Genomic DNA, 14,260 nt, shown 5'->3' on the forward strand with positions numbered 1-14,260 from the left:
GCATCAACCAAATGGTTGATTCCAGGTTCAACCCTTACCCCGATGTGGGTAACCCCCGGTGGGAGCTTGAATAGAAGTATCAAGTTTTCCTGTGTTTGAAAGGTAGTGCAGTCATGTTCGTTGGTTGGCGTGACATCCTCTTCGCTAAGGGCCGTTTCACCCTGATTGGGGCGACGGTAGCCCTGATTACCCTGCTGCTGGTGATGCTGACTGGCCTGACCGGCGGGCTGGGTAACCAGAACACCGATGCCCTTGAAAAGGTGGGGGCTGACCGCTTCGTATTCGCCCCATCTGAGAGCGGAGGCAAGGCATCCTTCACCGACTCTGCTGTCACTGCTGGGCTGCAGGACGAGTGGCAGGCAGCCGGTGCCAATGCCACCCCGGTCGGTTTCCTCACCGGCAAGGTTGAGGGCAACGGAGCCGCTTCGATGAGCCTCATCGCTACCCCTGCCGGTTCTGACCTGGCTGAACACACTGCGCCCCTGCTCCAGGGCACCGAGCCCGGTGACGGCCAGACCGCCCTGCCCACCAGCGTCGCTGAAGAGATCGGCGCGACCGTGGGCGATACCGTTACCTTCTCGGGTACCGACGTAACCGTCTCAGGCATCACCGAAGACACCTTCTACTCCCACACCAACACAGGCTGGGCAACCACCGCTACCTGGCAGAACATCACCCACCAGCGTGAAACCGAAGGGCAGGACGCCGTACTCGGCACCGTCCTGGCCGTAACCGGTAGCGCAGACTACGCAGCCACCGCAGATGCCACCGGAACCCAGGCTTTGACCACCCGCGAGTCCTTCGCAGCCCTGCCCGCCTACTCCTCCGAGAACGGCTCCCTCAAAACCATGCAGGGCTTCCTCTACGGTATCTCTGCCCTAGTCATTATTTCTTTCTTGACCGTCTGGACCATCCAGCGCACCCGCGACATCGCCGTCATGCGCGCCCTGGGTGCCTCCCGCGCCTTCCTCACCAAGGACGCCCTCGCCCAGGCCGCCGTGATTTTGGCAGCCGGTGCCGTCCTGGGTGCCCTGGTGGGCTGGGGCCTGGGAACCCTGGCTGCAGAAGCCGTGCCCTTCCAACTCTCCGCCCTTACCATCGCTGGGCCTGCCGCCGGCATCTGGGCCCTGGGCATGGGCGGCGCCCTCATCGCCTTGCGCCGCGTCGCCATAGTAGACCCTATGATTGCCCTCGGCGGCAACTAGAACATTTTGCCTAGAGGGAGCGGGCGCGCTTTCGCCTGCCGACCCTCTCGGCACTCGCGCCGGGGCGCTCGGCCGATTCACGCCCCGCCTTGCGGCGGATTCCGCTCGCTCTTGCGTGCTGGCGCACCCGCTTGCTCCATCGCAGCCAGCAGGCTCCAGCGCGCCCGCTCCCTCTATCTAAACTCGCTTACTGCCCCTGAAAGAGACTATTCATGACTGACCTACTCACCCGCCCCCTGGCTGAGGAAACCCTGGTTGCCCCCAGCGTCCTTGAATTGCGCGACATCGTGCTGAACTACCCCGACGGTGTAGACGCCGACGGTACCCCGCGTACCATGCGCGCCCTCGACCACGTGAACCTCACTGCCAGCCGCGGCGAGTTCATCGCCCTAACCGGGGCATCCGGCTCGGGTAAGTCATCCCTGCTCTCGGTCGCCGCCGGGCTCATCACCCCCACAGCCGGGGCCCGCCTGATCAACAGCACCGACACCACCGCCTATAAGGACGCCGACCTTGCGGCCCTGCGCCGCACCGACATCGGCATTATCTTCCAGCAACCCAACCTCATTGCCTCCCTCACCGCCGCCGAACAGCTAGAACTCACCGCCCGCATCAGCGGCACCCGAGGAGCAGAACTCAAAGCCGCCCGTGCCACCGCCGCCGACCTGCTCGACATGGTGGGGCTGGGCGAAGCCGCCAACCGCCGTGTACACCAGCTTTCCGGCGGTCAGCGTCAGCGCGTCAATATCGCCCGCGCCCTCATGGGCTCGCCCTCCCTGCTCCTGGCTGACGAGCCCACCAGCGCCCTTGACGCCGAACGCTCCGCCGCCATCGTCGAGCTCCTGGCCAACATCACCGCCGAGTTCAAGACCGCAACCCTCATGATCACCCACGACCTCGAACAGATCCAGCTCACCCACCGGGTAGAACACATGGTTGACGGCCGACTCCAGGCCTGACCGGAAGCCTAGGTTTTACCCAGAGAGACAGCCCTCCCGGGCCCCAGCGGGCAGGGTAAACTTGAAGAGGTCAAAATAACCTTTACAAGGACACACCCGTGATTAACTTTCACCGCAACGAACGCGCCGCCTCCCTGCCCGCCCGCCTCTCCCGCTCCTGGCTGCTGGTCTCAGCCGCCGCCAGCGAAGAAACCATTGCCGCAGCCCTAGAATCTGAAGCTGACTCGGTCATCATCGACATTGAAGACGGCTGCCCCGAGGAGAAGAAGGACGAAGCCCGCGAGCACACTATCGAGATGCTCAACCAGGGTGCCTCAGCCTGGGTACGTATCAACGGCATTGAAAGCGACCACTGGGCCAAAGACCTTGAAGCCCTCAACCGGGCAACCGGGCTCAAAGGCGTCATGCTAGCCATGACCGAACACCCCGACCACGTCACCCGCACCGCCATGATGCTCCCTGCTGGTACCCCCGTCATTGCCCTGATCGAAACCGCCCTGGGCATGGTCAACGTGGTACGCATTGCCAAGGCCCCCGGTACCTTCCGCCTGGCCTTCGGCGTAGGCGACTACCGCCGCGACACCGGCGTCTCCGCCGACCCCATCGCCCTGGCCTATGCGCGCTCGCAGCTGGTGCTAGCCTCCCGTGTTGGCGGTCTAGCCGGCCCCATTGACGGCCCCTCCGTGGGCAAGCACGGCGGGGATCTGCTCAAGGACTGCGCGGTGACCACCAGCCACGGCATGACCGGTAAGCTCACCCTCGACCCCGGCCAGACCGAAACCATCAACGTTGGCCTAGCTCCCAGCGCCGATGAAATCGAGTGGGCCCGCGAGCTACTGCAGAAGAGCGAGGGGGACTCTGTGCCCAAGGACGGCTCCTACCTGCCCCGTCTGGCCCGCGCCCGCAAGGTCTCATCCCTGGCCAAGACCTACGGCCTGTGGCGTAGCTAGAAGAACTCCCAGGTGACAGCGATAGGATAGGCAGCGTGAAGAAATATCTCGGTTTTCAAACGCGCAGGACGCCCAGCGGCGGCTTCTCCCGCGGTTTCTTGCTGCTCTTTGCCCTGCTCCTCGTGCCCTCATTGGCTCTCTGGGGCTTCTATCGCTGGCTTTTTGCCAACGACACCCACCTGCTGGTGGTACCTTTCTTGGCGGTTATTACCGCCTGGATTTGGGCCTACCTCATCGGGTACGGGGCCGAAAACCACCTGGACGAAGGCTAGCTCACCCGCGCAGGCTCGGGTGACGCCGGAAGCGGGTGGACGCGTCCGCACGGACGGTCTATAGACAACAAAAAATCTCGCGGCTCGCACCTGAACCGGTGCGGGTCGCGAGATTTTGTTGATGGAGCCCCCAGTCGGATTTGAACCGACGACCTTTTCTTTACGAGGGAAATGCTCTACCCCTGAGCTATGGAGGCCTGTTCCTACCCCTTTATCAGGGGCGAACGAAAGAAAACTTTACCAGAAAGAGAGGGCTGCAACCACCGGTTGCGTGCACCGCTGACCAAAAGAGCGGTCCCCCAACCCTAGATTTTGTGGCCTGCGACACTAGAATGGATGGCATGACAAGTTCACAGCGTTCCGGGCTACACCCCCGCCCGGTCTTCAACCAGCTTCCCAAATACTCCGCCGGTAAACCCCCGGTGCCGGTTGAGGGGCTCACCCAGTACAAGCTCTCATCCAACGAGAACCCCTTCGGGCCGGTGGCCTCGGTAGCTCAGATTCTGGCTGAGTTTGATACCGTCCACCGCTACCCCGACCCGCTCTCCACCGCCCTGCGCACCTCCCTGGGGGAGCACTTGGGGGTTGACCCTAGCGACATCGTCACCGGTGCAGGCAGTCTGGGTGCTCTGACCCAGATTCTGACCACCTTCGCAGGAACCCACGCCGACGGTGTGCAGGATGAAGTAATTTACGCCTGGCGCTCCTTCGAGGCCTACCCCATCTGCGTTGGCCTAGCGGGTGCTAAGAGCGTGCAGGTGCCCAACCTGCCCAACGGTGCCCACGACCTGGATGCCATGGCCGCAGCTGTCACTGACCAGACCCGCGTCATCCTGATTTGCACCCCCAACAACCCCACCGGCCCCGCCGTCACCGAGTCGCAGGTGCGTGACTTCCTGGCCAAGGTGCCCAGTGACGTGCTGGTGGTCATCGATGAGGCCTACTTCGAATTCTGTGCGGCCTCCGAGATTCCTGAAGGGCAAGAGCCTCCCGTCAATGGCCTGGACGTCTACCCCGACTACCCCAACGTCGCTATTTTGCGCACTTTCTCCAAGGCCCAGGGGCTGGCGGGTTTGCGCGTGGGCTACTCCATCACCCACCCCGAGGTCACCGCCCACCTGCGCGTGGGTGCGACCCCCTTTGCTGTAAGTGCCCTTGCCGAAAAGGCCGCCGTGGCCTCCCTTGACCATAACGATGAGGTTATGGAGCGCGTGGAGCACCTGGTGGCTGAGCGTGAAAAGGTCGTCGCCGGTCTCAAAGATCTGGGCTACTGGGTGCCCGAAACCCGTGCAAACTTCGTCTGGCTACCCCTGGGTGAGCACTCGGCAGCCTTCGCTGCCCTGGCTGAAGCCAACGCCCTGTCCGTGCGCGCTTTCGCCGGCGAGGGCGTGCGCGTGAGCATTGGCGAGGATGAAGCCAACGCCCGCCTGCTCAAAATCGCAGCAGAGTTCGAAGGACGCACTGATAAGCCCCTCTAGGGCAGGCGGACGGTAGGCGGACGGGGCCATCTGACCGCCCGCCTACCTCAACTTATTTGCAATTAATCCCTCAAAATTCTAAAAATAGGCCCTCTCTGCCCCTGAGCAGGCGTAGGGTTAAGAAAAGGTAGTAACAGAGCAAGACCGGAGACCCCATGTCACAGACACAAACCCCAGGTAATCCCTGGGGAATACCAGAGCGTATCCAGCTCATGAACGAAGCGGGTGAGACCACCTCCCACACCAGCTTCTCAGCCTACGCCGACGAACTCACCGGCGAAGACCTCAAAGACATGTACCGCACCATGGCCCTGACCCGCCGTTTCTGCGACGAAATGACCTCCCTGCAACGCCAGGGGCAGCTGGCTCTCTGGGTTCCCTCCCGCGGGCAGGAAGCTGCCCAGGTGGCGTCCGCTCGGGCCCTTGCCGCCAACGACTACATCTTCCCCTCCTACCGCGACCACGGGGTGCTCCTTGAACGCGGTATTACTCCCGAAGAAATCACCCCCCTCTTCCGGGGCTCAGGCACCCTGGGCTGGGACGCTAAAAAACACAACGTGCACTCCTATACCCTGGTGCTGGCCGCCCAGGTACTCCACGCCACCGGCTACGCCATGGGCCTGAACCTCGACGCCGAGATCCAGTCAGAAACCGGTCAGGCCCAGACCGGCCAGGGGCAGGGAACCGACCCCGAACAGGACGCCGAGAAACCCGCCGTAGCGGTCTACTTTGGCGACGGGTCAACCACCGAAGGCGACGTACACGAATCTATGGTCTTTGCGGCCAGCTACAACGCGCCCGTCCTGTTCTTTGTGCAAAACAACCACTGGGCCATCTCTGTGCCCTTTAGCGTGCAGTCCCGCGTGCCCATCTCAACCCGCGCCGCCGGTTACGGTTTCGAGGGTCTGCGCGTGGACGGCAACGACGTGCTAGCCGTCTACGCCGCCACCCGCTACGCCATGGACAAAATCAGGGCGGGGGAGGGGCCCGTGCTGATTGAGGCAGAAACCTACCGACTCGGCCCCCACACCACGGCCGACGACCCCACCAAGTACCGCCCCGAAGACCACGGCGCCACCTACGAGCCGCTCGACCCCATGGTGCGCCTCGAAGCCTACCTGCGCTCAACAGGCCAGGCCGATGACGCCTTCTTTGACGAGGTCACCGCCTACACCAAAGAGCAGGTGAAGGGCGTCCGCTCCTACGTTCTTGCCAGCGAACCGGACACCTTCGAAACCTACCTGGACCGCGCCTACGCGGCCCCCCACCAGCAGGTTGAGGACGACCGCGCCTTCTACCGCGCCTACAACGACGGCTTCGAGGAGGACTAAACCATGTCAGACCAGACCCCTCAGCAGGGCACCGAAACCCTCACCCTGGCTAAGGCTATTACCCGCGCCCTACACGATGAAATGACCGCCAACCGCAAGGTTCTGGCCCTGGGCGAAGACATCGGCAAACTCGGCGGTGTCTACCGCGTAACCGACGGCCTGCAAAAAACCTTTGGCCCCACCCGCGTCATGGACACCCCCCTGGGCGAATCCGGTATTATCGGAACCTCCATCGGCATGGCCCTGCGCGGCTACCGGCCCGTACCCGAAATTCAGTTCGATGGTTTCGTCTTCCCCGGCTTCAACCAGATCACCTCGCAGCTCTCTAAAATGCACGGCCGCACCCACGGCCAGTACGAGGTGCCCGTTACCGTCCGTATTCCCTACGGCGGCATGATTGGCTCGGTAGAGCACCACTCGGAGTCCCCCGAGGCCCTCTTCACCCATACCCCGGGCCTGCGCGTGGTGACCCCCTCGTCCCCCCACGACGCCTACTGGATGCTCCGCAAAGCCATCGCCCACCCCGACCCGGTCATCTACTTCGAGCCCAAGCGCCGCTACTGGATGAAGGGCGAGGTCAACTTGGCAGATACCGACTTCGACCCCTTTACCGCCCAGGTAGTACGTGAGGGCGACGACCTCACTATCGCCACCTACGGCCCGCTGGTTCCGGTGGCCCTGGCTGCCGCCCAGGCCGCGGTTGAGGACGGCCGCTCCATCGAGGTCATCGACCTGCGCTCCCTCTCACCGCTTGATATCCCCACCATCGAGGCTTCGGTGCAGAAAACCGGGCGTCTTGTGGTGGCCCATGAGGCTCCCGCCTTCGGCGGTATTGGCTCAGACATCGCAGCCGCCATAACCGAGCGCTGCTTCTACCACCTCGAGGCCCCCGTGATCCGCGTGGGCGGCTACCACATGCCCTACCCCGTCTCCCGCGTCGAAGAAGAGTACGTGCCCGGCATCGACCGCCTGCTCGAAGCCGTCGACCGTTCCCTGGCCTACTAAAGCCCGAAAGGCACACCATGTCACAGATCTTTAACCTGCCCGATGTGGGCGAAGGCCTCACCGAGGCAGAAATCCTCAGCTGGAAGGTAGCCCCCGGCGACACCGTCGAGGTCAACGACGTGCTCGTTGAAATCGAGACCGCCAAGTCGGTCGTTGAGCTGCCCTCCCCCTACGAGGGCACCGTGCAGGAGCTCTTGGTTGCCGAGGGCGAGACGGTAGAGGTAGGCACCCCCATCATCGCTATCGCCGGGGAAGGCGCCGAAGATGGCGGGGGGAGTAGGCCTGCGGCAGAGCGTCCGGACGCCGCCCCCCAGCAGTCTGCCGCACCGGCAGGGGAGCAGGGCGGCGGCAACGCCCTGGTAGGCTCAGGCCCCAAGGCCGACCCCGTCAAGCGCCGGGCCCGTAAGAAGACAGCCGCTACCCACCCGGTTGCTGCCCAGCCCGTCGCCGTCCCCCAGCCTGCGGCAACCGCTGGTACAGATACGTTCGCCCCTGCAGCGGCGTCCGTACCGCTGAGCACCGACAGCCGCCGTCAGCTGCTGACCGGCCTGCCCGCCCGCGCAGGCAAGCTCCTGGGCGAAGGCGGCAAGGGAGTGCTCCGCCGCCTGGGAAGCCACGAGCTACCTACAGAAACCGGCACCAGTGAGGTACCCCGCCGCCAGCCCCTCGCCAAGCCCCCCGTGCGTAAAGCCGCTCAAGACATGGGCATTGACCTAGCTCAAGTGACCCCCACCGGTGACCAGGGGCAGGTGACCAAGCGAGACCTGCTCAACTACGCAGCCCACCTAAGTCTCAGCGAGCAGGCCAACGTCACCGACACCACCGACCCCACCAGCTTCTGGATCCCGGCAGGTGTTGGCGGCGACCGCATCGAACGTATCAAGGTCAAGGGCGTCCGCAAGGCCACCGCCAAAGCCATGGTCGAATCTGCTTTCAAGGCCCCTCACGTCTCTATTTTCGTGGACGTGGACGCCACCCGCACCATGGAGTTCGTCAAGCGACTCAAAAAGTCCCCCCAGTTTGAGGGTGTTAAGGTTACCCCGCTGCTGATCCTGGCCAAGGCCGTCATTTGGGCTACCGCCCGAACCCCTCAGGTTAACGCCACCTGGACCGACTCTGAGATTCAGATTAAGCACTTCATGAACCTGGGGATAGCAGCTGCCACTCCACGGGGTTTGATGGTGCCTAATATCAAGGACGCCCAGACCATGAACCTGCGCGAACTAGCCCTGGCTCTTAACGACCTGACGACCAGGGCCCGCGAGGGGAAGACCCAGCCCGCCGAAATGCAGCAGGGCACCATGACTATCACCAACATTGGTTCTCTGGGGATTGATACCGGAACCCCGATTATCAACCCCGGTGAGGCTGCCATTATTGCCTTTGGCACCATCAAGCAGAAGCCCTGGGTTGTCGATGGTGAGGTCATCCCCCGCTGGGTCACTACCCTAGGTGGCTCCTTTGACCACCGCGTCCTTGACGGTGATCTCTCCGCTAAGTTCTTAGCCGATGTGGCTTCGATCCTAGAAGAGCCTGCCCTGCTTCTGGATATGTAAAACGCTGGGAAAGCACAAGGCCCGGGCACTGTAAAAGAGTGCCCGGGCCTTGCAGCACACGGTAACCTCGCTGGCTCCGTCGAAAGTTCAACCTGATGGCTAAAAACCAACGGAACGAGTGTGAACAGAGTGAGGCTCCCGCCGGTTAGGGCGGGAGCCTCACAACGCCAAGGTACGAAACCTGGAGCATAATCCGAATTATCTCCCCCAAGAAATCCGAATCTATGGGCACTGAGCCCACATGGGTTCAGGTCTCGTAGGTTACCTTATGCCCTTGAAAGAACTTCTCTTGATAAGCTCTGGGTCAGTCCCCCAACGTCGCCAGAACACCGAGTCCCCCGACTCGATGCAAGAAGCATTCAAGGTACTTATATTTTAGCTAAGGTTATAGGCCGCTGTATGTCCTCATATAGGGCGACACTAGGTCTTAAGCAGGGGGCAACCGGTTGAGGGCTTCCCTTAAAACGTCCACAAGATGGCCCCACCGTGGTGCAGAAGACCCAGACCGCAGGAGACTAGAAACGCTCAATCACACCGGTTTGAGAGATTTCGATAGCGCTCGGCTCTTCGTCCTCTGAATTGCCATCGTGCACTAGCATCACGGCGGTTTGGTCGTCGGCGGGGAAGGCGCGCACCGTGATAGTACCGCCTGAGGCGTTGTCAAAAAGATCAACCGCACACTGGGTAAGCGCCAGCGATACGCGGGAGGGTAGGGCCGAGCCGCGCTCGTCCAGAATATCGACCTTGACCCCGCGCTGGCGGGCCAGCCAGGCGGCGTCCAGAATCTCCTTATTCACGATGTAGCGACCGCGAATCGTATCGCGCAGCTGCGCCTCGGTGAAGCGGAATTCGTCCATCTCGGCGCGGGTCACCGGTGACTCGTTATAGGCGATGCGGTGCAGCATATCCTCGGTCAGGGCGCGGACCTCCTGCACACGCTGGGTAGCGATAGCGCCCATATCGGTCTCTTCGGCGCGCCCGGCGTCCGCGATAATGCGCATACCGCGGGCCTGCCTGGTCTTAGAGACCGCCTGCTCAATCTGCTTGGGCACAATCATGCTCACCAGCATGAGCAGGAAGGGGATAGCAAACTCGGTAGAGAGCGTCAGGCGGGTATCGAAATAGTTGGTGTGCCAGCTCAGCACCAGCACCACAAAGCCACAAAAGAAGAGCCAGCCAAAGAAGGTATGACGGCGCAAGACCAGCCCCGCAGCCAGCAGGGTGTAGGCCATGAGGGGCCAGGAGAGATTGGAGAAGGTAATCGAGTGGCTGATAGCGCTCAGCGTAGTATCAACCGAGTTAAGCCCCAGCACCATGATGATGGGCATCATGACGTCGGGCAGGGCCAGACGCTTGGTGGGAAGGAAAACCGGTAGTGTAGCCAGGGCGTAGAGACTCAGCAGAATCGCCCAGTGGGGGGCGCGGGTGACGGTGTAGTGGTTGTACCAGAAGAAGAAAGACCCCAGAATCAGCAGGGTGACGGTACCCAGAATGAGGGTGAGGATGCGGGAGCGATAGTACTTAGCCAGCATTGGGTTCCTCATGGGGCCACTGGACGACGACGCGGGTGCCCTTCTCCGGTGCCGAGGTAATGGTGACCATACCACCGGCGTCCTCCATCGATCGAATCATCGACACGCGCACGCCCAGGCGGCGGAAATCGATATCGCTCATCGAGAAGCCCTGGCCCTTGTCTGAGATGGTGCAGAGAATGTAGGGGCGCACCTCGTCGGAGCGGGTGGAGTTGAAGGGGCGGCGCATCTCGGTACGAATCGAGATCTGGGTGGTGCGGGTGCCCGAGTGGCGGGCAGAGTTAGATACCGCCTCGGTGACGGCGTGGGTGAAGGCCCTTGCTGCGGTGTAGGGCAGGGTGGAATCGGGGCTGGCGAGCGGGTGCTTTTCGATGGAGTCGGAGACAAAGCGCAGGCGCTGGTTCCAGGGCTCCACGCCCTCTGCAATCTGCTCGGTTAGAGCCTGGAAGGTGATGGGACGCTGGGGCTGGGACTTGAGAGCCTCTTCTTCGAGCACGCCGATGGCGCGGCGGGCTAGCAGTCGGGTGCGCTGGGGTAGCTCGCCGGGGTTACGGCTGGCGTCGAGCAGGGCTGCCATCACGTTATCGTGGACCAGCTTATCGAAGTCTTGCAGCTCCTTGGCGTAGTCGCGGGAGCGGTTGAGCAGAAGCTGGGCAGAGAGGGTCTCGTAGTAGGTCTTATCTGATTCGCGGACGGCGTTGAGGGCAAAGCGGGCCAGGCCGGCCAGCAGGGCGCAACAGAAGCCTAGATAGGCCACACGAATGAGAAGCTCGGTGGCGTCGAGGGGGGAGCCTTTGATCACGTGGGCAGACACCGAGCTGATGACCAGTAGCACCGGGAAAACGATGCTGTGAATGATGCTCTCTCGCGGGCTTTCTTCGAAGACCGGAACCAGCATGGCATAGATGCCAAAGAGCCAAGACCAGGGAATTGCGGAGTGTTCAGCCCCTACCGTGAAGGGCCACAGAAGGTAAGAGCCGTAGGCGATCGCCAGCATAAAGCTCACAACCTTAGCAGAGACCTCCTTGCGAATGCCGTTGAACATCAGCAGGGCAGCGTGGGCTACTAGTAAGGGAATGATCGCCAGATACCAGTAGGAGTCACCCCCGCGAATCTCAGAGATGTTGGCAAGCGACTGGAATAGCAGACCTACAGCGATGAGGGAGTAGATGATTTCCAGGGTGCAGTAGAGGCCGAAGGAGCTCGGCCCCATGAGTCGCTGCTGCCCTGTGGTGAGGGAGAGTGACTTGAAGGAGAAAGAACGGATGCGGTCTGCCCGCGACGGTTGTAGCGCGTGGGCTAGGTCCCGGGAGGCGCCGCCGGTGGTGGTAGACAGGGTGCGTCCTTAGGTCTTCGCGTCTTAGAGGTTGCGGTCTGCGGTTGAGGTGTCTTCCATGGAATCAACCAGGCCGTCTTCGATAGCGCGAATACGCAGGTCGATCTTGGTGGGGGCGGGGCGGCCGACGCGGGCGTACTTCTCGCGGATACGGTCGATATTGGTCTTAACAGCGGACTGCTTGATGCCCATGCGGCGGGCTACCTGTACCTGTGCGAAACCTGAGGCGTAGAGGCGCAGGGTTTCCTGCTCGCGGGGGGAGAGGTTGGCGCGGGAGAACTCGTGGTCACCGTCGATTGCTGCTGCCAGTTCCTTGGTGACAACGGCCCTGCCTTCGGCGATGTTCTTGGCTTCTGCCAGCGCATGTTCGAGGGGCTCTGACTTGCGCACCAGACCAAGGGCACCTGCCTTGAGGGCTTCACGAATCAGGCCGGGGTTTTCTCCGATGCTGAAGATGAGCACCTTGATGCCGGCACGCTGCAGGATGTCGACGTTTTCTGAGGGGCGGGACTTATCTTGCAGGGAGAGGTCGAGCAGCACAACGTCGCAGTCGCGCTTGAGCTTGCCCAGGTCAGCGGACGAGGGGTCGGAGAGACTGCGACCCAGGGCAACGAGAAGGTCTGCCGCGGTGGGTGCTGCGGCGACCAGTTCGATTTCGCTGGCGCCTGCTGCGACGGCTCGCATGCCCTCACGGACGACTTCGTGGTCATCGACAATGCCTACGCGTACTACGCTCATGATCCCTACTTACCTCGTGTGCTGGTGCAACCTTCACCTGTGGGCGGTGGCTGCTCGTCGGTTGCTGTGTGTGGTGCGGTGAGCAGACCGGGGTGTTTTTCTTACGAAAATATTTTACAGGCAAAGTGTGCTTCGTGGGCTGAACTATGGGCGCGGTGACGCGCTCTTACTGTTTTAGCGGCTGTGGGCGTCCGCGGTAGTCAGGGCACGGTGGTAGCGCAGGCCTAACCCGGCTCCCGCGAGGGCGGCAAGAAGAGCTAGGACACCGGTGGCCAGGACGGTCAGGGCACCGATAGGTAGATCGGGGGCCAAGAGGGGCTGGAGGGCGTAGGCGGGTGCTAGGGGGTGTGTGAGCTGGGCGGTTGCCCAGGTGAGCAGGGTGGCAAGAAGTACGCCCAGGGTGCTCATGGCAAGGACGCCCACGGCCTGTTTGCTGGGGGCTAGGGCCGTCATGCGCGAGGCGGTGTAGCCTGCAAAACCAAAGGCCACCGAGATAAGGACGGCGACCGTGATAAGCCAGGGCAGGGCCTGGGTGCGGCTGGCGGGTGTGGTAACAGCTAGAACCGTTTCGGTGAGGCCGCTGTAGATAGATACTCCCAGCAGCCCCATGAGAGTTCGAGCTAGGGCCAGGCCCCCGGTGGCCAAACCGTAGGCAACCAGCGCACCGCAGAAAGCCGGGATGAACTGCACCCGTTTGAGGGCGGCAACGGGCACCGTCACGCCCAGATTCGCTGCCGGGCGGGCGGACGCCGGTACCGCCTGCAGAGGCTGGGCAGGAGTTGCCGGTTCAGCAGAATAAACCTGCTGCGTGGGCTGGGGCTGCGCCTGGGGCGGTGCGGTCTGCTGGTGGTTCTGCTCTGCGGGCGGGACGCGCTGGTAGCGGGTAGCCGAGACCTCGGGGTCTGCTGGGGTGGACGCCTGGCTGCCGCGGGCGTCCTGCCCAAAGGTACGCGGATCGAGAACCCGGGTGGGGTCGGAGTCTTCAAAGACGGCATCCCACTCATCAAAGTCGCGGCGGTTCTGGGACGGCTCGGTCACCGGTACCCCTTTCTGTAGTGGAAATACTTAGGCTAGCCCCAGAGCCTGGGGGCTGTACTGGTGGGCCGGGTCGGCGGGGCGCTCATCGGCATTCACATACTTAATGACCCGTGCGGGGTTGCCGACAGCCACAGCGTTGGCCGGAACATCTTTGGTCACCACCGCACCGGCGCCAATCACGGCGTTCTCACCCACGGTGACGCCCGGGCAGAGAATCGCCCCGCCGCCAATCCAGACGTTACGCTCCACCGTAATCGGCAGGCCACCTTCCCATAGGGCCTCACGGTCTACCGGGTTAAGGGGGTGGGTGGGGGTCAAAAACTGCACGTTGGGGCCCACGAGGACGGCATCGCCAAAGGTAATGGGGGCCACGTCCAGAAAAACACAGCCAAAGTTAAAGAAACACCCCGCCCCGATATGGGTGTTCACTCCATAATCAAAGGAGACCGAAGGGCGAATCATCGACCCCTCACCGAGAGAGCCAACGATCTGTGCCAGTACTTCCTGCTTGCGGCTATCGCGAGCCCGGTACAGACGGGTGTACTCCTCAACCAGCTCCACCACCCGGTAATGGGTATCGGCACACTCCTGATCGGGGCGGTAGGCAAAGCCCGCCGTCATCTGCTCAAAGACGCTCTTACCGGCGCGCAGTTCATTCCAGTTCGTCATGCTAGCTCCCATACATCAGGGTCATTAGAGCAATAATCGCCAGACCAACCCCGATTGCAATGAGACCGGCAATAATCATGCGCTTGTTAATCTCTCGCATGAGCTCCCGGAATTCTTCGGGGCTAATATCGTCATTTCTACGTCGAGCCATACCCCTAAGTATGTCAGCTCCACCGCCCCTGTGGCACAAT

General features: G+C 62.3%; 14 protein-coding genes and 1 tRNA gene. 8 read left to right on the forward strand and 7 right to left on the reverse strand.

Features of this window, described 5'->3' with window-relative positions; genetic code table 11:
• The first annotated feature begins 113 nt into the window (after window positions 1–113).
• From ACEE43_RS09765 to ACEE43_RS09780, 4 genes are all read left to right on the forward strand, one after another.
• Window positions 114–1,205: an ABC transporter permease gene (locus ACEE43_RS09765; RefSeq protein WP_449108152.1), complete on the forward strand. Its 1,092-nt coding sequence runs from the start codon at window positions 114–116 to the stop codon at window positions 1,203–1,205.
• Between the two features lie 212 nt (window positions 1,206–1,417).
• Window positions 1,418–2,164: an ABC transporter ATP-binding protein gene (locus ACEE43_RS09770; protein WP_449108153.1), complete on the forward strand. Its 747-nt coding sequence runs from the start codon at window positions 1,418–1,420 to the stop codon at window positions 2,162–2,164.
• 98 nt (window positions 2,165–2,262) lie between these two features.
• Entirely contained in the window at window positions 2,263–3,114 is an 852-nt protein-coding gene (locus ACEE43_RS09775; protein ID WP_449108154.1) for an HpcH/HpaI aldolase/citrate lyase family protein, read from the forward strand.
• Window positions 3,115–3,149: 35 nt separating this feature from the next.
• On the forward strand, window positions 3,150–3,386 hold the full coding sequence (locus tag ACEE43_RS09780) for a hypothetical protein (RefSeq protein ID WP_237205643.1): 237 nt from the start codon (window positions 3,150–3,152) through the stop codon (window positions 3,384–3,386).
• 122 nt (window positions 3,387–3,508) lie between these two features.
• On the opposite strand, the gene ACEE43_RS09785 is transcribed toward ACEE43_RS09780, so the two are convergent.
• A tRNA-Thr gene (locus ACEE43_RS09785) sits at window positions 3,509–3,583 on the reverse strand.
• A gap of 144 nt (window positions 3,584–3,727) precedes the next feature.
• Here ACEE43_RS09785 and ACEE43_RS09790 point away from each other — a divergent pair.
• From ACEE43_RS09790 to ACEE43_RS09805, 4 genes are all read left to right on the forward strand, one after another.
• Window positions 3,728–4,864, forward strand: a complete 1,137-nt coding sequence (locus tag ACEE43_RS09790) for a histidinol-phosphate transaminase (RefSeq protein ID WP_449108155.1) — start codon at window positions 3,728–3,730, stop codon at window positions 4,862–4,864.
• Window positions 4,865–5,019: 155 nt separating this feature from the next.
• On the forward strand, window positions 5,020–6,195 hold the full coding sequence (locus tag ACEE43_RS09795) for a thiamine pyrophosphate-dependent enzyme (protein WP_449108156.1): 1,176 nt from the start codon (window positions 5,020–5,022) through the stop codon (window positions 6,193–6,195).
• A 3-nt stretch (window positions 6,196–6,198) separates the two neighbouring features.
• Window positions 6,199–7,200, forward strand: coding sequence for an alpha-ketoacid dehydrogenase subunit beta (locus ACEE43_RS09800; protein ID WP_449108157.1), 1,002 nt, complete (start codon window positions 6,199–6,201; stop codon window positions 7,198–7,200).
• Window positions 7,201–7,217: 17 nt separating this feature from the next.
• Window positions 7,218–8,756: a dihydrolipoamide acetyltransferase family protein gene (locus ACEE43_RS09805; protein WP_449108158.1), complete on the forward strand. Its 1,539-nt coding sequence runs from the start codon at window positions 7,218–7,220 to the stop codon at window positions 8,754–8,756.
• A gap of 515 nt (window positions 8,757–9,271) precedes the next feature.
• On the opposite strand, the gene ACEE43_RS09810 is transcribed toward ACEE43_RS09805, so the two are convergent.
• The 6 genes from ACEE43_RS09810 to ACEE43_RS09835 all read right to left on the reverse strand — a co-directional run bounded on the left by ACEE43_RS09810 (window position 9,272) and on the right by ACEE43_RS09835 (window position 14,220).
• On the reverse strand, window positions 9,272–10,288 hold the full coding sequence (locus tag ACEE43_RS09810) for a hypothetical protein (RefSeq protein ID WP_449108159.1): 1,017 nt from the start codon (window positions 10,286–10,288) through the stop codon (window positions 9,272–9,274).
• A complete protein-coding gene (locus ACEE43_RS09815; RefSeq protein WP_431464039.1) occupies window positions 10,278–11,501 on the reverse strand; it encodes an ATP-binding protein in 1,224 nt (407 codons plus the stop codon). The genes ACEE43_RS09810 and ACEE43_RS09815 overlap by 11 nt, the downstream gene beginning before the upstream one ends.
• A gap of 147 nt (window positions 11,502–11,648) precedes the next feature.
• Window positions 11,649–12,362 (reverse strand): response regulator transcription factor, encoded by a 714-nt coding sequence (locus tag ACEE43_RS09820; RefSeq protein ID WP_237196459.1) that lies wholly within the window; start codon window positions 12,360–12,362, stop codon window positions 11,649–11,651.
• 174 nt (window positions 12,363–12,536) lie between these two features.
• Window positions 12,537–13,400, reverse strand: coding sequence for a hypothetical protein (locus ACEE43_RS09825; RefSeq protein WP_449108160.1), 864 nt, complete (start codon window positions 13,398–13,400; stop codon window positions 12,537–12,539).
• Between the two features lie 27 nt (window positions 13,401–13,427).
• Window positions 13,428–14,069 (reverse strand): sugar O-acetyltransferase, encoded by a 642-nt coding sequence (locus ACEE43_RS09830; RefSeq protein ID WP_449108161.1) that lies wholly within the window; start codon window positions 14,067–14,069, stop codon window positions 13,428–13,430.
• A 1-nt stretch (window position 14,070) separates the two neighbouring features.
• Complete coding sequence (locus tag ACEE43_RS09835; RefSeq protein ID WP_237222181.1) at window positions 14,071–14,220, reverse strand: hypothetical protein; 150 nt, start codon at window positions 14,218–14,220, stop codon at window positions 14,071–14,073.
• Between the last annotated feature and the right edge of the window lie 40 nt (window positions 14,221–14,260).

Source organism: Rothia sp. 11254D007BW (assembly GCF_053548195.1).